The sequence below is a fragment of the Spirillospora sp. NPDC048823 genome (assembly GCF_043198445.1).
Lineage (GTDB): Bacteria > Actinomycetota > Actinomycetes > Streptosporangiales > Streptosporangiaceae > Spirillospora.
Genome location: NZ_JBICUT010000001.1, coordinates 586272 through 607494, shown reverse-complemented (window position 1 = coordinate 607494; position 21223 = coordinate 586272). Strand labels below are relative to the sequence as shown.

Sequence of the window (21223 nt, the reverse complement as noted above, 5' to 3'; positions counted from 1 at the left end):
TCGAGCGGGCGTCACCGGCCGCCGAGGAGTTCGGCGAGTTCGTCCTCCACGTCCTGGCTGGCGACGAACATCAGCTCGTCGCCCGGCTCCAGCGTGTCGTCGGGCGTCGGGACCAGCACCCGCCCCTCGCGCAGGATCGCCACCAGCGCCGTGTCGCGCGGCCAGTCCACCGACCCGACCCGCTGCCCGCCGAGCGGCGCGTCGTCCGGCAGCGTCAGCTCGACCAGGTTGGCCTCGCCCTGCCGGAACGTCATCAGCCGGACCAGGTCGCCGACGCTGACCGCCTCCTCCACCAGCGCGGACAGCAGCCTCGGGGTGGACACCGCCACGTCCACGCCCCACGACTCGTTGAACAGCCACTCGTTGTTCGGATGGTTGATCCGGGCCACCACGCGCGGCACCCCGTACTCGGTCTTGGCCAGCAGCGACACCACCAGGTTGACCTTGTCGTCCCCGGACGAGGCGACCACGACCTGGCAGCGCTCCAGCGCCGCGTCGTCCAGCGCGGAGATCTCGCACGCGTCGGCCAGCAGCCACTCCGCCCGCGGCACCATCTCGACCTTGATGGCCTTGGGGCTCTTGTCGATCAAGAGCACCTCGTGGCCGTTCTCCAGCAGCTCCTGGGCGATGGAGCGGCCCACCGCGCCCGCCCCGGCGATCGCGACCCGCATCAGGCGTCCTCCCCGTCCCGTGCCGCGACGGCGGCGTTGACGCGCTCCAGGTCATCGGCGCCCGCCATGATGTGCACGATGTCGCCGTCCTGGATCATCGAGTCCCGCTCGGGGACGAGGGCCTCACCCATGCGCGACAGGAACGCCACGCGGGTGTTCGCGTGCTCCTCAAGCGTGCCGACCTTCTCACCCACCCACAGGTGCCCGGAGTCCAGTTCGGCGAGGACGACCGCGCCGGTCGGGTCGCGCCACAGCGGCTCGGCGCCCTCGGGCACCAGCCGGCGCAGGATCTGGTCGGCGGTCCACCGGACGGTCGCGACCGTCGGTATGCCGAGGCGCTGGTAGACCTCCGCGCGGCGGGGGTCGTAGATGCGCGCCACCACGTTGTCGACGCCGAACGTCTCGCGCGCCACCCGGGCGGAGATGATGTTGGAGTTGTCGCCGCTGCTGACGGCCACGAACGCCGACGCGCGCTCGATGCCCGCCTCGGCTATCACGTCGCGGTCGAATCCGAATCCGGTGATGCGGCGGCCCCGGAACCCGCTGCGCAGCCGGCGGAACGCCTCCGGGTTCTGGTCGATGATGGACACCGAATGGCCCTTGTCCTCAAGGATGTGGGCGAGGGTCGACCCGACCCGCCCGCACCCCATGATCACGATATGCACGGCCGTTCCTTCTTCCGTCCAGGGGGACCTTCCCCCTGTACCCCCTGCGCCGTGCACGGCCTCGTCGCTGCGCCGCCGACGCCGTGCCGCACCCGAGGATCGTTTCCAGTGAATGATCCTGCCGGGCTGCAAACCTACACATCCGCCCAGGCGAGTACTACCCACCAGCCTTCCCTCCGGGGGGCGCGGGCGGAACCGCGCCGTCGTGGCCAAGAGCTAGAGTCTCCTCCCGTGCCAAAGGTTTCGGACCTTGCGAAGCGGCTCCTCGTCGGCCGTGCGCTCAGCAGCTCCCAGCAGCACGAGCAACTTCTGAAGAAGCGCATCGCGCTGCCGGTCTTCGCCAGCGACGCCCTGTCGTCGGTGGCCTACGCCCCGCAGGAGATCCTCCTCGCCCTCGCCGCGGGCGGCCTGGTGATGTACGGCTACACGCCGTGGGTCGCCGCGGCGGTCGTGGTGATCCTGCTGACGGTCGTCGCCTCGTACCGGCAGAACGTCCGGGCCTACCAGAGCGGCGGCGGCGACTTCGAGGTCGCCACCACCAACCTCGGCGGCAACTGGGGCATCGTCGTCGCGAGCGCGCTGCTGGTCGACTACGTCCTCACGGTCGCGGTGTCGGTGTCGTCCGGCGTGGAGAACCTCGGCGCCCTGCTGACGTTCATGCGGCCGCACGAGGTCGCCGTCGCGATCGGCATCGTCGTGCTGCTCACGGTCGGCAACCTGCGGGGCCTCAAGGAGGCCGGGGTCGCCTTCGCGATCCCCACCTACCTGTTCATGTTCGCGATCTTCAGCATGCTGGCGTGGGGCCTGGTCCGCCTGGTCGCGGGCGACGACCTGGAGGCCGAGACCGCGGGCTACGAGATCCGCGGCGACGAGACCGACCTCGCCGGGTTCGCGCTGGTGTTCCTGCTGCTGCGGGCGTTCTCGTCCGGCTGCGCCGCGCTCACCGGGGTCGAGGCGATCAGCAACGGCGTGCCCGCGTTCCGCAAGCCCAAGGGGGAGAACGCCGCGACGACGCTGCTGATGCTCGGGCTCGTCGCGGTGACGATGTTCGGCGGCGTGACCGCGTTCGCCTACGTCACGGACGTCAAGGTCGCCGAATCCGACCAGGGCGCCCACCTGGTCGACCCCGAGACCGGACGCGCGGTCGAACACGCCGACCCGGTGATCGCACAGGTCGCCCACACCGTGTTCAGCAACTTCGAGGTCGGCTTCGCGCTCGTCACCGCGATGACCGCGCTGATCCTGTTCCTGGCCGCCAACACCGCCTTCAACGGGTTCCCGGTGCTGGGCTCGGTGCTCGCGCAGAACCGCTTCCTGCCGCGGCAGCTGCACACCCGCGGAGACCGGCTCGCCTACAGCAACGGCATCGTCATCCTCGCCACCATGGCCGGAGTGCTGATCTACGCCTACGACGCGTCCGTCAGCCGGCTGATCCCGCTCTACACCGTCGGCGTGTTCGTCTCCTTCACCGTCAGCCAGGTCGGCATGGTCCGGCACTGGAACCGGCTGCTGGCCGCCGAGCGGGACCTGGTGCAGCGCCGCCGGATGAAGACCTCCCGCGCCATCAACGCGTTCGGCGCCACCCTCACCGGCATCGTGCTGGTCGTCGTGCTGACCACCAAGTTCGCGCTCGGCGCGTACATCGTCTGCATCGCGATGCCCCTCCTGTTCCTGCTGATGAAGGGGATCAGGCGGCACTACGACCGGGTCGCCGAGGAGCTGGTGCCCTCCGGCGAGGACGTCGCGCTGCCCGCCCGCAACCACGGCATCGTGCTCGTCTCCAAGATCCACAAGCCGACGCTGCGGGCGCTCGCCTACGCCCGCGCCACCCGCCCCTCCACGCTGGAGGCGGTGACGGTGGCGGTCGACGCCGCGGAGTCGCAGCGCCTCCAGCGGGAATGGGACGCGCTCGACATCCCCGTCCCGCTGAAGATCCTCGACTCGCCGTACCGGGAGATCACCCGCCCGGTCCTCGCCTACGTCAAGAGCGTCCGGCGCAAGAGCCCCCGCGACGTCGTGACCGTGTTCATCCCCGAGTACGTCGTCGGCCACTGGTGGGAGCAGCTCCTGCACAACCAGAGCGCCCTGCGGCTGAAGGGCCGGCTGCTGTTCCAGCCGGGCGTCATGGTGACGAGCGTCGCGTGGCAGCTGCAGTCGTCCGACCGGCTCAAGGGACGGGTCGAGCCGCCCGGCCCCGGCGCGTCCCGGCGCCCGCCGCGGACCGGAGGACGTCCCGGTGCCGGTAGTGTTTCGGACCGTGACTGATCTGGAGCCCGACGTCCTCGAACTCGAGGTCGGCAACGTCGCCAACGGCGGTTTCTGCGTCGCCCGGCACGAGGGCCGCGTGGTCTTCGTCCGGCACGCCCTGCCCGGCGAACGCGTGCGGGCCCGCATCACCGACCGCACCAAGAACTTCCTCCGCGCCGACGCCGTGGAGATCATCGAGGCGTCCCCGGACCGTGTCGAGCCGCCGTGCCCGTTCGCCGGTCCCGGACGCTGCGGCGGCTGCGACTGGCAGCACGCCTCGCTGCCCGCGCAGCGCGCCCTCAAGGCCGCCGTCGTCGAGGAGCAGCTCCAGCGCCTCGCCGGGATCACCCGCACGGTGACCGTCGAGGAGGTCCCGTACCCGGTCGACGGCGAGGTGCCGCCGCCCGCCGGGCTCGGCTGGCGCACCCGCGTGCAGTTCTCCGTCTCGTCCGGCGCCGTCGGCCTGCGCCGGCACCGCTCCCACGACATCGAACCCATCGACGAATGCCTGATCGCCCACCCCGGCGTGGAGCTGATGGGCATCGAACGCAAACGCTGGCCGGGCGCGTCCGGCGTCGAGGGCATCGTCTCCGCGACCACGGGCGACCGCCTGGTCGTGCTGCGCGGCCGTGACCGCCGCAAGATCCGCGTGCCGCGGCTGGACGTGCCGGTCCGGCTCGTCCGCGGCAAGCCCGAGCCGGGCGCCGGGCTGCCCTACGTCCGCGAAGAGGTCTCGGGGCGGCTGTACCAGATCAGCGGCAGCGGCTTCTGGCAGGTCCACCCCGGCGCCGCGCAGCTCCTCGCCGACGCCGTCGCCGACGCCCTCGAACCCAAGCCGGGCGACATCGCCCTCGACCTGTACTGCGGCGTCGGCCTGTTCGCCGGCGTCCTCGCCGACCGCATCGGGCGGGACGGGCTCGTCGTCGGCGTCGAGTCCGACGGGCAGGCCGTCCGCGACGCCCGCTTCAACCTGCGCGACCTGCCGAACGTCTCCATCGAGCGCGGTCCCGTCGAGGAGGTCGTCGCCGACCTGGAGTTCGGACGCGCGTCCGGCGGGTCCGGCGCGCAGAACAAGCGCGGACGCGGCGGCCACCAGGGCGGGGAGCGGGTCCGGCGCGCCGACGTCGTCGTCCTCGACCCGCCCCGGACCGGCGCCGGCCGCGACGTCGTCGAGCAGATCACCAGGCTCGCCGGCCGCAAGATCGCCTACGTGTCCTGCGACCCCGCCACCCTGGCCCGCGACCTGTCCTACTTCGGTGAGCGCGGCTGGACGCTGGAGACCCTCCGCGCCTTCGACGCCTTCCCGATGACCCAGCACGTCGAATGCCTGGCGGTGCTGGTCAGGGGGTAGCCGCGCGGCCCGGCCCGCACGCATGGGTCCTCGGTGCCCGTCCGGATAATCCGGTTGCGCCGCGGCATACCGTGGAGGCGTGATCGAGATCCGGGAGATCCCCGAGGCCGACGTCGAGCGGATGGTCGACCTCGCGGGCATGGTGTTCCACGTCGACACCGACGACGAGCGGGACGGCTGGCGGCCGCGCCGCGCCGAGCGCATCGGCGCCTACGACGGCGACGTCCTGGCCGGGCAGCTCGCGTCCATGCCGCTGCGGCTCGCGGTCCCCGGCGCGTTCCTCGACTGCTCCGCGGTCACGTTCGCCGGCGTCCTGCCCACGCACCGGCGGCGCGGCATCCTCACGTCCATGATCGAGCGGATGCACGCCGGCGCCGTCGCCGCCGGCCGTCCGGTCGCCGCGCTCTGGGCGTCCCAGGGCGCCATCTACGGCCGGTACGGCTTCGGCCTCGCGACCCGCGCGATCAGCCTGGAGGTCGACACGTCCCGGCCGCTCGGCCTGCGCACCGCGCCCGACCCGGCACCGCTCCGGCTCGTCGACGCCGCGTCCGCCGCCGACGTACTCGACCCGCTGTACACCCGCGCGCTCGCCCGGCGTCCGGGCGGACTGGTCCGCGACCCCGAATGGTGGACGCGGTCCGTCCTGCGGCCCCTGGACCCCGATGCGCCCGGCTACTCCGGCCCGCGCGTCGTCGTCCATCCCGGCGGCTACGCCGTGTACCGCGCCCACGAGGACGGGACGATCAGGGTCGCCGACCTCGTCGCCGACACTCCGGAGGCGGAGGCGGCGCTCTGGCGGTATCTCGCGTCGATCGACCTGACGTCCCGCGTCCAGGCGCCGAGCCGTCCCGTGGACGACCTGCTCCCGTCCATGGCCGCGGACCCCGACCAGGTCGTCATCAGGAACGACCACGGTGCCCTCTGGCTCCGGCTGGTCGACGTCCCGGCCGCCCTGCGCTCCCGGTCCTGGGCCACCGAGGACACGTTCGTCCTGGAGGTCGTCGACGACCGGATCCCGGCGAACGACGGCCGCCGGCGCCTGACCACCGGCGCCGCCCCCGCCTGCGACCGGACGTCCGAGCCGCCGGACCTGACCCTGACGGCCGCCGACCTGGCTGCCGTCTACCTGGGCGGCAACCGCCTGACCACGCTGGTCCGCGTCGGCGCGGTGACCGAGCACACGCCGGGCGCCGCCGCACGGCTGGACGCCGCGCTGACCGTACCGCTGGCCCCGTACATCAACGACGATTTCTGAGGCAGGATCGGTGCCGGTGTGTGTGAGCACGGCGGTACTGGGGTGGCTGTGAGTGATCTGGTGGAGTTCCTGCGGGCCCGGCTCTTCGAGGACGAGGACACCGCGCGGTGGGCGGCCGACTACCGTTCCCGTCCGAACGGCGGCGCGGACATGTCGGGGGACGAACGATGGCAGTGGGTCGATCCGCGCACCGGGGAGCGGCTGCGGCTGGGGCGGCGGCCGATGGACCATCTGCAGCGGCCGGTCTCGCTGCGGAGCGTCAACGAGTATCCGTGGCAGAGCCGCCCGGGTTTCGGGCCGCATCTCGTGCTGGACGTGTCGTTCGTGAAGGAGGGCGTCGCGCTGCACATGGCCCGCCACTCGCCGGGGCGGGTGGTGGCGGAGGTGGAGGTCAAGCGGCGGCTGCTCGGCATGCATTCGCGGATGAACGGGACGGGCGTCTGCCAGGCGTGCGGCGAGCGCGTCCGGGAAGGCGGGTGCACGACGTTGCGGCTTCTGGCGATGCCGTACGCCGACCACCCGGCGTACCGGGCGGCGTGGCGGGTCTGAGGCGGCGTCACCGTCTCCAGAAGAGGATCTTGGCGGTGCCGCCCGTGAGCGCGGCGTCGGCGGTGCCGTGCTGGATCAGCTGGAACCGCACCCGGTGGCCCGCCGTGACGCTGTCGGCGGCGAGCCCGTACACCAGGTTGGTGCTGTCGCCGGCGGACACGAAGTCCTGGACGGGACCGCCCTGGTACTTGCCGGCGTCCTCGGTCTCGACCTCGATCACGCGGGCCTGGATGAGGGTGCCGGCGGGGACGCCGGTGACCGTCGCCCCCACGGAGATGCTGTAGCGGGCGGAGCCGTTCAGGACGTCGGGGCCGCCCTGGTCGCGATGCTGCTTCTCCTTGTCGGAGTACTCGTCCTCCCAGGTGACGTTCGTCCATGTTCCGGGGGCGAGCCGCTGCTCGGTGCCGGTTCCGACGGACACGTAGTCGGGCATGTCGTCTCCTTCGGGCGAGACGCCGACGCGCCACTGCCCGTAGTCGCTTGCGACGGCACGGTCGTAGTCGACGGCGGCGCCGCCGATCGTGTGCTCGTTGGAGTACTGCTGGAGCTGGGCGCGGGCGTCCCATCGGCCGCCCGACCAGGCGTAGGTCTGCCAGCCATAGGTGATCTTCCCGGCGTCGAACGCGCGTTTCATCGGCCCGTGGCCGGCGTAGAGGCCGACCCGCCCGCGGCCGATGACGCTCGCCGCGCCGTCGAGGTAGGCGTTGATCTCGTCCTGCTGGCCGGGGGAGGCGTCCCAGTCGGCGGCGAAGTAGATCGGGCGGTCGCCGGGCATCCCGCAGGTTTCGGCCTGGCGGGCCGCGTCCCTGGCGTCGGCCACTCCGGCGGACCGTCCGGCCAGCGGCCTGGACTTGGTCGTCTGCCAGACGACCACCAGCCAGATTCCGGCGCCGGAGAGGTCGCCGGCCTCCGCGCGGGTCAGGTTCTTGCCGGTCGTGTCGTGCGACAGGTAGCGGCACACGAACTTCACCCCGGCGCGTTTCAGCGCTGCCACGCCGGGGCGGCCCCATGAGTAGTCGACACCGAAAACGGCCACCGGTGAGCTCCATGTCGGGGGGTCGGTCATCGCCGATTCAACACGTGTCCCCGGGACGGCGCAGGAGATTCGGCGGAAGACGCTCCAAGACGATCGCCCAGGCCAGGAGTCACTGTCTGTGACGACACACCGACGTGGCGCTAGGCCGGCGGACCTGGGCTCGCTAGAACGGACGTGTCCGAACGAAACCGCGGGCCACGGGGGGCTCATTGTGATCTGGACAGGGAAGGAGCGCGGTCTCGCCTTGCTGACGGCCGCGCCGCTGCTGGGAGCCGTCCCGCTGGGGGCCGGTGCGCACGCCGACGAGGGCGTGGTGCTCCGCACGGCCGCCCCGAAGAAGGACGTGATGCCGGGACGCACCTACGAGTGGACGTTCAAGGTGACGGCCAAGGGCCCGGCGAAGTCCGGCAAGGCGGTGTTCCGGACGACGCTGCCGGAGTCGCTGGAGTTCGTGTCCGGTGAGAAGAACTGCACGTCCAAGGAACGCGAGGTCGTCTGCCGCCTCGGCACCGTCAGGAAGGGGCGGAGCGTCAAGGGCGTGGTCAGGGCCAAGGTGTCCGGGCGGGCCGAGGGCGGGCAGGAGATCACCGTCCGCGGGAAGGCGACGTGGGGCAAGGCGGACGCCGCCCGCAGGTTCCCGGCGGTGCGCGTCGCCAAGGCCGCCGACCTCGCCCTCACCGAGGCGGCCCCGGCGACGGCCCGGGCCGGCGCGAAGATCCCGTACGTGGTCAGGGTCGCCAACCTCGGCCCGTCCGGAGCCGACAACGTGATCGTCGAGTTCCGGGGGCCGCTCAAGGTCGTCGGGCAGGACGCGGCGTGCGTCCCGCGCGGCCGCGTCCACGCGTGCGCGGTGGGTTCGCTGGGGCCCGCGCAGTCGCGGACGCTGCACATCCAGGCCGTGCCGAGCGAGAAGGTCCGGGCGGGCACGGTGCTGGAGTCGTCCTGGAAGGCGACCTCGCCTACCACCGACGTCGACGAGTCGAACAACGACGCCGTCGCCCGCACCAGGATCCTCGAGAGCCGCTGACCCGTGGCCCGAGGAGGCCCGCGCGGGTAGCAGGATGGGATCATGCGACTTCGGATCTTCACTGAGCCCCAGCAGGGGGCGAGCTACGAGACACAGCTGGCGGTCGCCAAGGCGACGGAGGACCTCGGGTTCGACGCGTTCTTCCGCTCGGACCACTTCGTCAAGATGGGCGACGTGCCGGGGGACCCGGGCCCGACCGACTCCTGGATCACCCTGGGCGCGCTGGCCCGCGAGACCAGCCGGATCAGGCTCGGCACGCTGGTGACGGCCGCGACGTTCCGCCACCCGGGGCCGCTGGCGATCTCGGTCGCGCAGGTCGACCGGATGAGCGGCGGGCGGGTCGACTTCGGCATCGGGACGGGCTGGTTCGAGCAGGAGCACACCGCGTACGGCATCCCGTTCCCGAGCCTGGGGGAGCGGTTCGCGCGGCTGGAGGAGCAGGTCCAGATCATCACGGGGCTGTGGGGGACGCCCGCCGGGGAGACGTTCTCGTTCAGCGGCGAGCACTACACCCTCGCCGAGTCGCCCGCGCTGCCCAAGCCCGCCCAGGCGGGCGGCCCGCCGATCATCGTCGGCGGGTCCGGGCCGAAGCGGACTCCGCGGCTGGCCGCCCGGTACGCCGACGAGTACAACGTCCCGTTCAAGCCGGTGCAGGACACGGGCGAGGCGTTCGAGCGGGTCCGCGCGGCGTGCGCGGACGCTGGCCGGGCGACGCCGCCGGTCTGCTCGGCCGCGCAGGTCGTCTGCTGCGGCCGTGACGAGGCGGAGCTGAAGCGCCGCGCCGACGCCATCGGACGCGACGTGCAGGAGCTGCGCCAGAACGGCCTGGCCGGAACGCCCGGGGAGCTGGTCGACAGGATCGGCCGGTTCGGCGGGCTGGGCGCCGAGTGCGTCTACCTGCAGGTCCTCGATATGCACGACCTGGATCACCTGGAGCTGCTGGCCTCCGAGGTCCTCGCCAAGGTCTGACACGGCGGCGCCGGAACGACGGGAGGGCCCGCGGCCGGGATCGCCCCGCCGCGGGCCTCTCGTATGCCGGACGCGCCCGCCCCGTGGGACGGCCCGTCCCGCCGGAGGGGCTCGTCCGGTCAGGCGGGCTCCTCCTCCGGCCGGGCGTGCCTCGGCAGCAGGAAGGTCGCCAGGAACGTGAGGCCGAGCAGCCCGACCTCGACCCACAGCGTGATCTTCATGGCGGCGGTGAAGCCGGCCCTGGCGGAGTGCTCGCCGGCGTCCGCGACCGCCTTCTGGACGGCGGCGCCCGACTGCGGGGCGGAGGCCATGGCCGCCTGGACGTCGCTCTGGAGCCGGTGGCATGACGCGGGGACGACGGCGGCGTCCTTGGCGGTGGCGCGGTCGTGGGCGCAGTCGCGCAGGCCGTCTGCGATGCGGTCGCGCCGCGCGGCGGGGACGGACGCGGCGGCGAGGTCCTGGCGGAGCCCGGCCGCTCCGTCGTCCGCCGCGGCCGTGATGTGGCCGCCCGCCAGGCCGAAGAAGATCGTCCCGAGGACGGCCGCGCCGAGCGCCGCGCCGAGTTGCTGGACCGCGGTGAGCGTCCCGCCCGCCGAGCCGGTCTCCTCGGGGTCGACGCCCGCGAGGACGGTGTCGAAGAACGGCGCCATCAGCATGCCCATGCCGAGTCCGGTCACGGTCAGGGCGGGGACGAGCTGCCAGGGCGTGACGTCGGTGCCGGCGTACTGCAGCGTGGCGAAGAGCCCGGCGATGCCGGCGGCCATGGTGAGGGTGCCCGCGTGGATCACCTTGCGGCCGAAGCGCTGCACGCCCTGCGCGACACCGAACCCGATCACGATGCCGACCGACCAGGGGATCTGTGCGAGACCGGCCTTGAGCGGGGAGAAACCGAGGCCCAACTGGAAGAACAGGGCCAGGACCAGCGCGATCCCCGCCATGCCGGAGAAGAACACCAGGCCGACGACCAGGCCGCCGGTGAAGCCGCGCTTGCGGAACAGGCTGGGCACGACCAGCGGGTCGCCGCCGGCGCGCTGCTTGCGGGTCTCGTACCAGGTGAACACGGCCCAGACGGCGAGCGAGGCGGCCATCATCAGGAACGTCCAGGCCGGCCAGTCGTGCTCGCGGCCCTGGACGAGCGGGTAGATCAGCAGCCCGGCGCCGAGGGACGCGAGCGCCGCGCCGGTGAGGTCGAGGCGGGTCGCCTGCTCGGAACGCCCGGCGGGCAGGAACTTCAGGCCGGCCACCACGGCGGCGGCGCCGAACGGCAGATTGATCAGGAAGATCATCCGCCAGCCGGTGCCGAAGAGGTCGGCGCCGATCAGCCAGCCGGCCAGCACCGGGCCGCCGACCGACGCCAGGCCCATCACCGGCCCGAACAGCCCGAACGCGGCGCCCATCTCCTTCGGCCCGAACATCTGCTTGATCATCCCGATGCCCTGCGGCAGCATCAGCGCCCCGAACAGGCCCTGGGTGACGCGGGCGCCGACCAGCATCCCGGGGGAGACGGCGATGCCGCACAGCAGCGAGGCGAGCGTGAACCCGGCCGCGCCGACGAGGAACATCCGCCTGCGCCCGTACAGGTCGCCGAGCCGCCCGCCGGTGACCAGGCCGACCGCCATGGCCAGGGTGTAGCCGGCGGCGAGCCATTGGACGGTGGCGGCCGACCCGCCGAGTTCGGCGCGGATCGTGGGGGCCGCGATGTTGGTGATCAGCGCGTCCAGCATGTCCATGATCTCGGCGGCCAGGATCACGAACAGCGCCACCCAGCGCCAGCGGTAACCGGCGTCGGTGGTGCCTTTCACGGTTGACGTGAATGTCTCGGTCATGGGGGGAACCTCTCAGAGGGAACGAACAGCGTTTGTTGATTACGAACACTGTTCTAAAGGGGGAACAGTGTTCGTGTCAAGTACGCTGTTCGTGCGACCGATCATGTATCGCGAGATGGGGAGGTCCCGACGTGGCCACCGAACGGCCGGACATGCCGACGCCGCCCGGACGCAAGCCCCGCAAGGCCGCGCCGCCGAGGCGGTCTCTCACGCAGGACCTCATCGTCGACACCGCGATCGGAATCCTGGACGCCGAGGGGCTGGAGGCGGTGACCATGCGCCGGATCGCCCAGGAGCTCGGCACCGGCCCGGCGTCCCTGTACGCCCACGTCTCGGGCAAGGAGGAGCTGCGCGAGCTGATGCTCGACCGGGTCGCCGCCGAGATCAGGCTCCCCGAACCCGACCCGGCGCGGTGGCAGGAGCAGCTGAAGGACCTGTCCCGCGAGATCCGCCGCGTCTACACCTCGCACCGCGACATCGCGATGGTGTCCATGGGCCTCGTTCCCACCGCCCCCCACCTGCTGGACATCGCCGAGGCGCAGCTCGCCCTGATGCGGGCGGGCGGCGTGCCGAAGAAGGTCGCCGGGATGGCCGTCGACACTCTCGGCATGTTCCTCGACGCCGATGCCGTCGAGGGCACGATGTACATGGCGAAGACGCCCCCCGGCGCGGATGCCCAGGAGCACCTCGACGAGTACTTCGGGCAGATCGGCGAGTACTTCGCGGCCCTGCCGCCGGAGCGCTACCCGGTGATCTCCGGGATGGTGGACGAGCTGACGGCCGAGGACGACGACGGACGCTTCGAGTTCGGCCTCGACCTCCTCGTCCGCGGCATCGCCTCCTACGTCGACCCGCCGCCGTCGCCCTGACGGACGTCAGGCCTCAGGCGAAGGCGTCCTGGAAGGCGGCGTGCCGGGGGGTGCCCTTCGCGGTGTCCCAGACGGCGAAGACCACGTGCTCGAACCGGTCGGCGAACTGACCGCCGGGGCGGAGCTGCTCGGCGAACACCCCGGCCACCTCTGCCGGGTCGTTGCGGAAGACACCGCAGCCCCACGCGCCCAGGACCAGCCGCCGATGCCCGTTGGCCAGCGCCACGGCGAGAAGCTTGTGGGCGCGCAGGCGGAGCACCCCCGGAATGTGCTCCGCCGTCCCGGCGTCGCGGATCGCACCGCGGTTGGGGGCCGGGGACGTCAGGAACGCGATCTCGTACGGCTCCTCCAGCAGCCGCCCGTCGTCGTCCCGGAACACCGGCACGTCCGGCGAGTAGATCATGTGATCGCTGTAGAGGAGGTCGCGCTGGGCGCGGTGGAAGTCGTAGTACTCCCTGGCCGAACGCAGCGACTCGTACAGGCCGGACGAGCGTGCCAGCCCCTCCTCCTGTGCGTGCGCCCCGCTCAGGAACCCGCCGCCCGGGTTCTTCGCGGAGGCGAAGTTGAGCGTGAACGGGACCGTCCCGGGAGCGCACAGCCGGCGCGCGGCGGCGAGGGTCGTCTCGCCGGTGACCTCGATGCGCGTCGTCGTGCCGGGCTCGGCGGCGGGGAGGCGCCCCAGAAGCCCGTCCAGCTCGTCCGGGCGGTACAGGACGGTGCCCTGGACGGCCCGGGCCAGGCTCTCGGCGATCGAGACGGTGCGGCCGGAGGGCGCCGGGTAGTCGCCGCGTTCGAGGATGGCCACGGTCTCCTGCGCGGTCATCCGGCGGGGATGTCTGCTCATGTCGCCTGGGATTCTGGCGGTGCGGGGAGCCGGCCCGCAAACACTTTTCGTGATCGTCCGATCCTGAAAATGAATGGGGGCGTTCGACGCGGTCCGCCACACTTGGGGCGTGCTTCTGACGATCACCACCACCATGGGCCAGGCGACCGACCTGGGATTCCTCCTGCACAAGCATCCCGACCGGGTGCAGCGGTTCGAGCAGTCCTTCGGCACGGCGCACGTCTTCTACCCCGACGCCGGCGAGCGCCACTGCACGGCGGCGCTGCTGATGGACGTCGATCCGGTCAAGCTCGTGCGCACGCGCGGCAGAGGTACGCCGGACTTCTCACTCGGCCAGTACGTGAACGACCGCCCGTACGCGGCGTCCTCGCTGCTGGCGTCCGCGATGGCGAACGTGTTCCGCACCGCCATGCGCGGACGGTGCGATCTGCGTCCCGGCCTGGCGGAGACGCCGATCCCGCTGGAGATCGTCCTGCCGGCCCTTCCATGCCGCGGCGGGGCCCGGCAGGCCGAGCGGTTCTTCGAGCCGCTCGGCTGGGACGTGTCGGCCGTGCCCGTTCCGCTCGACCCGGAGTTCGGCGAGTGGGGCGACTCCCGGTACGTGACGCTCACCCTCACCGGGACGGTGCGGCTCGCCGACGCGCTCAACCAGCTGTACGTGCTGCTGCCCGTCCTCGACGACGCCAAGCACTACTGGATGGCGCCTGACGAGGTGGACAAGCTCATCCGTGCGGGGGAGGGCTGGCTGGCCGCGCACCCGGACCGCGGGGCCATCACCCGCCGCTATCTCGCCAACCGGCGCGCTCTCGTCCGCACGGCGCTGGGCCGCCTCGCCGATGCCGAGGACGCGCCCGAAGAGGCGCTCGACCACGCAGAGGTCGAGGAGGAACCGGCGGCGTCCGGGGAGGCCGGGGAGACCGGGGAGACCGGGGAGAAGGCCGTCTCGCTGGCCGAGCGCCGTCTCCAGTCGGTCGTGCAGGCGCTGCGCGACGAGAACGCCCGGCGCGTCATCGACCTTGGCTGCGGCTCCGGCAAACTGCTCACGCGGCTCGCCAAGGACGACTTCTTCAGCGAGGTCTCCGGGTCGGACGTCTCGCATCGCGCGCTCGGCCACGCCTGGCGGCGGCTCCGCTGGGACAAGGAGCCGCGCCGGGAGAACGACCGCGTCCAGGACGTCTTCCAGGGCGCGCTGACCTACGCCGACGAACGGTTCCGCGGTTATGAGGCGGCCGTGCTGATGGAGGTCGTCGAGCACATCGACCCGCCGCGCCTCGGCGCCGTGGAACGGGTGGTGTTCGGGCACGCCTCGCCCCGCGTGGTGGTCGTGACGACCCCGAACGCCGAGCACAACGTCCGCTACGAGGGGCTGGCGCCGGGCGCCATGCGCCACCCCGACCACCGGTTCGAATGGACGCGGGCCGAGTTCCGCGCGTGGGCGGACCGGGTCGCCGCCGCGCACGGCTACCGCGTCCGGCACGTGCCCGTCGGCGACGACGATCCCGAGGTCGGCGCACCGACGCAGATGGGGGTGTTCACCCGATGACCGAGATCCGGGTACCGGACATGGGACTTGTCGTGCTGGTCGGCGTGACCGGCTCGGGCAAGTCGCATTTCGCGCGCAAGCACTTCAAGCCGACGCAGGTGGTGTCGTCCGACTACTGCCGCGGGGTCGTGTCGGACGACGAGAACGACCAGTCCGCCACCGGCGACGCCTTCGACCTGCTGCACTACATCGTGGCCAAGCGGCTGCGGCGCGGCCTGCTCACCGTGGTGGACGCGACGAACGTGCAGAGCAAGGCACGGCAGTCGCTGCTGCGGATCGCCAAGGAGCACGACGTGCGGTCGGTCGCGATCGTGCTGGACGTCCCCGAGAGCGTCGCCGCCGAACGCAACGCCGCCCGCCCGGACCGGGACCTGCCCGCGCACGTGATCCCGCGCCAGCGCCGCGAGCTGCGGCGCGGCCTGCGGACGCTGGCGCGCGAGTTCCGCCGCGTCCACGTGCTGAACGGCGTCGAGGAGGCCGACGCCGCCACGATCACCTACGAGAGGGCGTGGAACGACAGGCGCGAGCTGACCGGGCCGTTCGACATCATCGGCGACGTGCACGGCTGCCGCGCCGAACTGGAGGACCTCCTCGCCGGCCTCGGCTACGAGATCGACCGGGACGCGCAGGGACATGCCGTGGGCGCGAACCATCCCGGCGGGCGCACCGCCGTGTTCGTCGGGGACCTCGTCGACCGCGGCCCCGACTCGCCGGGCGTGCTGCGCCTGGTGATGGGCATGGTGGCCGCCGGCGACGCGCTGTGCGTGTCGGGCAACCACGAGGCGAAGCTCGTGCGTGCCCTCCGCGGCCGCAAGGTGCGCCTCGCGCACGGGCTCGCCGAGTCGATGGAGCAGCTCTCCGCCGAAACGGAGGAGTTCCGCGACGACGCGCTGCGCTTCATGGACGGCCTCATCAGCCACTACGTCCTCGACGGCGGCCGCCTGGTCGTGGCTCACGCCGGCCTCAAGGAGGACTACCACGGCCGTGCGTCCGGACGGGTCCGGTCGTTCGCGCTCTACGGCGACACCACCGGGGAGACCGACGAGTACGGGCTGCCCGTCCGGTACCCGTGGGCGCGCGACTACCGGGGCGAGGCCATGGTCGTGTACGGGCACACGCCCGTCCCCGACGCGGAATGGATCAACAACACGATCTGCCTCGACACCGGCGCCGTGTTCGGCGGGAAGCTGACCGCGCTGCGCTACCCGGAACGCGAACTGGAGTCCGTCCCCGCCCGGCAGGTCTGGTACGAGCCGACGCGCCCGCTGGAGGCGCCGGCCGGTTCGTCCAGCGCGGGCGGGCACCGGGAGAACGAGGTCCTCAAAATCGAGGACGTGCTCGGCAACCAGGGCGTCGAGACCCGCCTGATGGGCCGCGTCGCCGTCCGCGAGGAGAACGCGCTGGCCGCGCTGGAGGTGATGAGCCGGTTCGCCGTGGACCCGCGCTGGCTCGTCTACCTGCCGCCCACCATGGCGCCCGCGGAGACGTCGCCGCTGCCCGGATACCTGGAGCACCCGGCCGAGGCCCTCGCCGCGTACCGGGACAAGGGCGTCGTCCGCGCGGTGTGCGAGGAGAAGCACATGGGTTCGCGGGCCGTGGTGGTGGTGTGCCGCGACGCGTCCGCCGCCGCCGACCGCTTCGGCGTGGCCGACGGGACGACCGGCGCCGTCTACACCCGCACGGGACGTTCGTTCTTCCGGGACGCCTCGCGCACGGCGGAGGTCCTGGACCGGCTCCGCGCCGCGATCGGCGCCGCCGGGCTCTGGGACGAGCTCGACACCGGATGGCTCGTCATCGATACCGAACTGATGCCGTGGTCGGCCAAGGCCATGGACCTCATCCGCACGCAGTACGCGGCGACCGGCGCGGCCGCCCGTGCCGCACTGCCGATGGCGTCCGGCGTTCTCGCGCGCGCGGAGGAACGCGGCCTCGACCTCGGCGGCCTCCGCGAACGCGTCGACCGGCGTGCCGCGAACGCGTCCCGCTTCCGGGACGCCTACGCGCGGTACTGCTGGACGGTGGACGGGCTGAGCGGGCTCCGGCTCGCGCCGTTCCAGATCCTCGCGGGAGAGGGCCGCAACTGGGCCGTGGCACGCGACCACGAGTGGCACATGGCCGTGGCCGGGCGGCTGGCGGACGGCGATCCGACCGGGCTCGTCCAGCGGACGGGTTCGGTGACCGCCGACCTGAACTCGGCGGAGTCGGAGGCCGCCGTCACCGAGTGGTGGGAGAAGCTCACCGCCGCCGGAGGCGAGGGCATGGTCGTCAAGCCGCTGGGGCCGTTCCCGGAGGACAGGCGGATCCAGCCCGGCGTCAAGTGCCGCGGCCCCGAGTATCTGCGCATCATCTACGGCCCGGACTACGCCGAGCCGGACAACCTCGCCCGGCTGCGCGGCAGGTCGCTCGGCCGCAAGCGCTCGCTGGCGATGCGGGAGCACGCACTCGGCGTCGAGGCGCTCGACCGGCTCACCGGCGGCGAGCCGCTGTGGCGGGTCCACCAGGCCGTCTTCGCCGTCCTGGCGCTCGAATCCGAACCCGTCGACCCGCGTCTGTGACCGGGCGCCCGTGTCTGTGACCGGGCGCCCTGCGTCCTGTTGACCGTGCGGCCTGCGCCCTGTGACCGTGCGGCCCGCCTCCGGGGGGCACCCTGCGAGGCGGGCCGCACCAAAGGCCGCGCTGCCTGGCCGGCTCTGGAGGAGCGGCTCAGGTGGAGAAGAGCATGTTGAACACGCTGCCGTGGTGGGGCCGGCGGTGCCCGCCGTGGTGGTGGTGGACCACCGCCCCCGGGGTTCCCCAACCCGGCGCCGCGGCGGGCGGCGGCGCCGCCCGGTACTGGGCCTCCATCTGGGCCAGGGCCTCAAGCTCCCCATAGTCGAGGAAGATGCCCCGGCAGCTGTCACATTGCTCGATGTGGACGCCGCTGCGGGTGTAGGTCCGCATTACGCCACGACATTTAGGGCAGTGCATCGCCTTGTCGTCCTTCCGGTCTGGATCCCCAGGTAGAGGCTAAATGTAGGGCAGGTTTCGCGCCACGTCATGGCGTGCCCCCTGCCGCGGATATTCTCGCGCAGGCGTCGACCATCGCCTGCTCTGGTTCGTCAAGCGGCCGATCTCCCTTTCTGGCTGATATGACGCACGTGGCGGCGATCTGGATCGCAAGACTTCGCGCGGGCACGTCCAGGGCCGTCCACGGGTCGCCGCCGGCGGGTACGGCCGGACCGCCCGCCGCCATGTACGCCCCCAGGAAGCGGTCCCACTCGTCGGGGTGCAGGACTCCCGCGGAGTAGAGCGCGGCGGGACGGGCGAGGTCCCACGCGGGGTCTCCTCTGCCGAGGTCCTCGATGTCGATGAGCCGCCACCGTCCGTCCCGCGCGCGGACCATCTGGCCGAGATGCCAGTCTCCGTGGATGAGGCGTTCCGCCGTCCCCGGCGGTTCCCGGCCCTCGCCGCGTATCCAGGAGGGGAGGGTGGCGAAGGCCCGCCGCACTTCGTCCTCGGCGGAACCGTCCGCCAGGCGGGCGACCAGCCGTGCCACACGGGTCGGGCGCCCCCAGGGAGGCGCGTAGGCCGGAACCGTCGTGGAATGCAGCTCCGCCAGGAGCCGCGCGCCGTCCTCCCAGGGAAGCTCCTCCCGAGGATCCACCGGCTCACCGAACACGGAGACCGTGACCGTCCGCCCGTTGACGTCGTGCGGCTGCCCCAGTGTCCCGATCACGACGCCCGGCAGAGTTCCCGCCAGGCGTATCCGTTCGAGGAACGGGGCCCCGTGCTCACGGTCGGCCTGATGCGCCTTCACCACCACGTCGCCGACCCGCACGACCAGGACGCCGTGCCGGTCGTACAGCGTCTCCGGCTCCGCGGGTGGGGAGGACGGCGGTGCGGCGCGGGCCGAGTCGCGTCCGATCTCAACGAGCCGGGCGAGCAGCTCCGGCTGGACGGTCTCGATGTGCACCCGCCCAGTAAACACCGGGGCACGGCGCCTACGCCGGTGAGTTGACGGCCTCATCGCGCAGCCGCTGCCGGACGACCTTGCCGATGAGGTTGCGGGGAAGCTCGGTGCGCGGCCGGAACTCGTCCGGCACCTTGTAGTGCGACAGGTAGCGCTTGCAGTGCCGGTGCAGCTCGTCCGCCGAGAACGGGTACGCGGGGTGTTCCACCACGTGCGCGATGATGCGCTCCCCGCGCCGGCTGTCCGGGACGCCGACGACGGCGCAGTCGTAGACGGCGGGATGGCGGCGCAGCACCTTCTCCACCTCGGTGGGGGAGACGGCGAACCCGCTGATCTTGATCATGTCCCGCAGCCGGTCCAGGATGGTGATGAAACCCTCCTCGTCCATCACCGCGATGTCACCCGTGCGGAGCCACCCTTTCGAGAGGGCCTGGGCGGTGGCGAGCGGTGCGTTCCAGTAGCCGACGAACACCTGGGGGCCCCGCACGACCAGTTCGCCGGGCTCGCCCGGGCCGAGGACCTTCGTCGGCTCGTCCTGGTCGACGATGACGACGTCGGTCTTGGGCAGCGGAAGGCCGACGGTCAGGTTCCGGGCCCTGCCGTCCAGCGGGTTACCGGTGACGGCGGGGGAGGCCTCCGAGAGCCCGTAGCAGTTGATCAGGCCCCGGGCGCCGAGCCGTCCGAGGCGGTCGATGGTGCCCTGCCCCAGCCCCATCGCGCCGGAGATGTAGATGCGCAGCGATTTCAGGTCGGACGGCTGGAACCGGGGACTGTCGAGCACCTTCTCGTACAGCGTCGGCACGCCGGGGAAGATGGTCGGCCGGTACTTGCGGATCGCGCTGAGCACCCGGTCGCCGTCGTAGCGCGGGAGCAGCACCACGGCCCCGGCCGTCATCGCCGGTGCCACGAGGCAGCTCATGAGCCCGAACGAGTGGAACAGCGGCAGGACGGCCAGCGTCACGTCCTGCCCCGGGCGCCCGTCGCGATCCCACGCGTGCTGCTGGCAGGCGTTCGCGATGAGGTTCCGGTGCGTCAGCATCGCGCCCTTGGGACGTCCCTCCGTCCCGCCGGTGTACTGGATGGCCGCCAGGTGCCGCGACGGCTCGATCGGCAGCTGGCCCACGCGCCGCCGCGGCACCCTCTGCAGCTCCCTGAACGGGACCACGTGCGGGTCGGCCGGCACGTCCGCGGTGATGGCGGCGCGCCGCCGCTGCATCTGCACCAGCGGCAGCCGCAGCGCGATCCGCCTGGGCAGCGGCAGGAAGTCGACGAGCGACGTCACCACGATGTGTTCGAGCTGAAGCTTGGAACGGACGGCCTCCACCGTCGCGAAGGAACGATCCAGCACCACGGCGACACGGGCGCCGCAGTCCGCGAGCTGATGGAGCATCTCCTCCTCGGTGTACAGCGGGTTGTGCTGCACCGCGATCGCCCCTCTGCGCAGCACCCCGTAGAACGCGATGACCAGCTGCGGGCAGTTCGGGAGGATCAGCGCCACCCGGTCGCCGGGCTGGACCCCGAGCCGGTGGAGGCCGTCGGCGAACCGGTCCACGGCCTCGCGCAGATCCCGGTAGCAGATCTCGCGGCCGAAGAAGTACAGCGCGGGCCTGCGCGGGTACCGCTCCGCCGCGTCGTCGAGCAGCCGTGTGACAGGGATGTCCGGGATATTGAGATCGCCGGGAACGCCGGGCTGATACGACCGCTGCCACGGAGAAGACCGTTGTGACGAGTGCCACATAGGAGACGATTCAATCATCTATCGGGCGTTCGCGTCGCCGGTTCAAGATCTCTACCTCCGGCCGTGTGCGTGCCGCGATCCGCGCCGCGCGCGGGGAGCGGGCACATGCTCACCCGGGCCCTGTGAGCGGAAAGGAATCCGCTCCGCCGCGCCCGGGTCAAGGCCGCCATCGCCCGCCTGAAAGCCTGTGAGGCCGACCGCCGCAAGGATTGGGTGGAGAAGACCAGCACGGATCTGGCGCGCCGTTTCGACCTCATCACCGTCGAGGACCTCAACGTGCGGGGGATGACCCGCTCGGCGCGCGGCACTCTCGACGCGCCGGGCGTGAACGTCGGCGCCAAGGCCGGGCTCAACCGGGCGATCCTGGCCGCCGGGTGGGGCCGGCTGGTGACCCGGCTGGGACACAAAGCACCCGGACGCGTCATCAAGGTCGACCCGCGTTACACGTCGCAGACCTGCAACCCCTGTGGGCACCGCGCACCGGAAAGCCGTGAGAGCCAAGCGGTGTTCCGGTGCGTGGCCTGCGGGCGCCAGGGCAACGCCGACGTCAACGCGGCCCGCAACATCAAAGACACCGCCGTGGGGCGCACGGTGGCTGCGCGGGGAGGCGGGGCGTCGGCCCGGCCGGTGAACCGCGAACGTCAACTCGTTCTCCCGCCTGCGTAGGGGAACGGGTTGGAATCC

17 protein-coding genes and 1 pseudogene are annotated in these 21223 nt (G+C 72.1%); 10 read left to right on the top strand and 8 right to left on the bottom strand.

The features are described 5' to 3' along the window. Positions 1-11: 11 nt before the first annotated feature. Together ACGFK0_RS02635 and ACGFK0_RS02630 are read right to left on the bottom strand one after the other, a co-directional pair. A complete protein-coding gene (locus ACGFK0_RS02635) occupies positions 12-671 on the bottom strand; it encodes a potassium channel family protein (protein WP_392899017.1) in 660 nt (219 codons plus the stop codon). Then, positions 671-1336 (bottom strand): potassium channel family protein, encoded by a 666-nt coding sequence (locus ACGFK0_RS02630; RefSeq protein ID WP_392899014.1) that lies wholly within the window; start codon positions 1334-1336, stop codon positions 671-673. The genes ACGFK0_RS02635 and ACGFK0_RS02630 overlap by 1 nt, the downstream gene beginning before the upstream one ends. 231 nt (positions 1337-1567) lie before the next feature. Between ACGFK0_RS02630 and ACGFK0_RS02625 the strand changes: the two genes are divergently transcribed. The 4 genes from ACGFK0_RS02625 (at position 1568) to ACGFK0_RS02610 (ending at position 6738) form a co-directional block, all read left to right on the top strand. Continuing rightward, on the top strand, positions 1568-3601 hold the full coding sequence (locus ACGFK0_RS02625; RefSeq protein WP_392899012.1) for an APC family permease: 2034 nt from the start codon (positions 1568-1570) through the stop codon (positions 3599-3601). Beyond that, positions 3594-4934 carry a class I SAM-dependent RNA methyltransferase gene (locus ACGFK0_RS02620; RefSeq protein ID WP_392899009.1) on the top strand — a complete coding sequence of 447 codons (1341 nt, stop codon included), beginning with the start codon at positions 3594-3596 and terminating at the stop codon, positions 4932-4934. Before ACGFK0_RS02625 ends, ACGFK0_RS02620 begins: the two co-directional genes overlap by 8 nt. Positions 4935-5013: 79 nt before the next feature. Then, positions 5014-6189, top strand: coding sequence for a GNAT family N-acetyltransferase (locus tag ACGFK0_RS02615; RefSeq protein ID WP_392899006.1), 1176 nt, complete (start codon positions 5014-5016; stop codon positions 6187-6189). A 48-nt stretch (positions 6190-6237) separates the two neighbouring features. Next, complete coding sequence (locus tag ACGFK0_RS02610) at positions 6238-6738, top strand: DUF6221 family protein (protein ID WP_392899003.1); 501 nt, start codon at positions 6238-6240, stop codon at positions 6736-6738. A gap of 7 nt (positions 6739-6745) precedes the next feature. Here the strand turns inward: ACGFK0_RS02610 and ACGFK0_RS02605 are convergent, their stop codons facing one another. Beyond that, the gene (locus tag ACGFK0_RS02605; RefSeq protein WP_392899001.1) at positions 6746-7774 is read right to left on the bottom strand and encodes a glycoside hydrolase domain-containing protein; all 1029 of its coding nucleotides are present in this window, start codon (positions 7772-7774) and stop codon (positions 6746-6748) included. Between the two features lie 211 nt (positions 7775-7985). Between ACGFK0_RS02605 and ACGFK0_RS02600 the strand changes: the two genes are divergently transcribed. Both ACGFK0_RS02600 and ACGFK0_RS02595 read left to right on the top strand, forming a co-directional pair. Then, a complete protein-coding gene (locus tag ACGFK0_RS02600; protein ID WP_392898998.1) occupies positions 7986-8801 on the top strand; it encodes a hypothetical protein in 816 nt (271 codons plus the stop codon). Between the two features lie 42 nt (positions 8802-8843). Then, a complete protein-coding gene (locus tag ACGFK0_RS02595) occupies positions 8844-9770 on the top strand; it encodes an LLM class F420-dependent oxidoreductase (protein WP_392898995.1) in 927 nt (308 codons plus the stop codon). 119 nt (positions 9771-9889) lie between these two features. On the opposite strand, the gene ACGFK0_RS02590 is transcribed toward ACGFK0_RS02595, so the two are convergent. Beyond that, positions 9890-11596 (bottom strand): MFS transporter, encoded by a 1707-nt coding sequence (locus ACGFK0_RS02590; RefSeq protein ID WP_392898992.1) that lies wholly within the window; start codon positions 11594-11596, stop codon positions 9890-9892. Positions 11597-11727: 131 nt separating this feature from the next. Between ACGFK0_RS02590 and ACGFK0_RS02585 the strand changes: the two genes are divergently transcribed. Next, positions 11728-12465 carry a TetR/AcrR family transcriptional regulator gene (locus ACGFK0_RS02585; RefSeq protein WP_392898990.1) on the top strand — a complete coding sequence of 246 codons (738 nt, stop codon included), beginning with the start codon at positions 11728-11730 and terminating at the stop codon, positions 12463-12465. A 13-nt stretch (positions 12466-12478) separates the two neighbouring features. Here ACGFK0_RS02585 and ACGFK0_RS02580 read toward each other — a convergent pair whose 3' ends face one another. Next, a complete protein-coding gene (locus tag ACGFK0_RS02580; RefSeq protein ID WP_392898987.1) occupies positions 12479-13309 on the bottom strand; it encodes a TIGR02452 family protein in 831 nt (276 codons plus the stop codon). A gap of 109 nt (positions 13310-13418) precedes the next feature. On the opposite strand from ACGFK0_RS02580, the gene ACGFK0_RS02575 reads away from it, so the two are divergent. Together ACGFK0_RS02575 and ACGFK0_RS02570 are read left to right on the top strand one after the other, a co-directional pair. Further along, complete coding sequence (locus ACGFK0_RS02575; protein WP_392898986.1) at positions 13419-14852, top strand: 3' terminal RNA ribose 2'-O-methyltransferase Hen1; 1434 nt, start codon at positions 13419-13421, stop codon at positions 14850-14852. Then, entirely contained in the window at positions 14849-17407 is a 2559-nt protein-coding gene (locus ACGFK0_RS02570; RefSeq protein ID WP_392898984.1) for a polynucleotide kinase-phosphatase, read from the top strand. The genes ACGFK0_RS02575 and ACGFK0_RS02570 overlap by 4 nt, the downstream gene beginning before the upstream one ends. 148 nt (positions 17408-17555) lie before the next feature. Here ACGFK0_RS02570 and ACGFK0_RS02565 read toward each other — a convergent pair whose 3' ends face one another. The 3 genes from ACGFK0_RS02565 to ACGFK0_RS02555 form a co-directional block, all read right to left on the bottom strand. Beyond that, positions 17556-17819 carry a zf-TFIIB domain-containing protein gene (locus tag ACGFK0_RS02565; protein WP_392898981.1) on the bottom strand — a complete coding sequence of 88 codons (264 nt, stop codon included), beginning with the start codon at positions 17817-17819 and terminating at the stop codon, positions 17556-17558. 67 nt (positions 17820-17886) lie between these two features. Then, positions 17887-18804, bottom strand: coding sequence for a phosphotransferase family protein (locus tag ACGFK0_RS02560; RefSeq protein ID WP_392898979.1), 918 nt, complete (start codon positions 18802-18804; stop codon positions 17887-17889). Positions 18805-18832: 28 nt separating this feature from the next. Next, positions 18833-20539, bottom strand: a complete 1707-nt coding sequence (locus ACGFK0_RS02555) for an AMP-binding protein (RefSeq protein WP_392898976.1) — start codon at positions 20537-20539, stop codon at positions 18833-18835. Positions 20540-20695: 156 nt separating this feature from the next. Between ACGFK0_RS02555 and ACGFK0_RS02550 the strand changes: the two are divergent. After that, positions 20696-21205: pseudogene (locus tag ACGFK0_RS02550) on the top strand (RNA-guided endonuclease InsQ/TnpB family protein); the annotation flags it as partial. Positions 21206-21223: the final 18 nt, after the last annotated feature.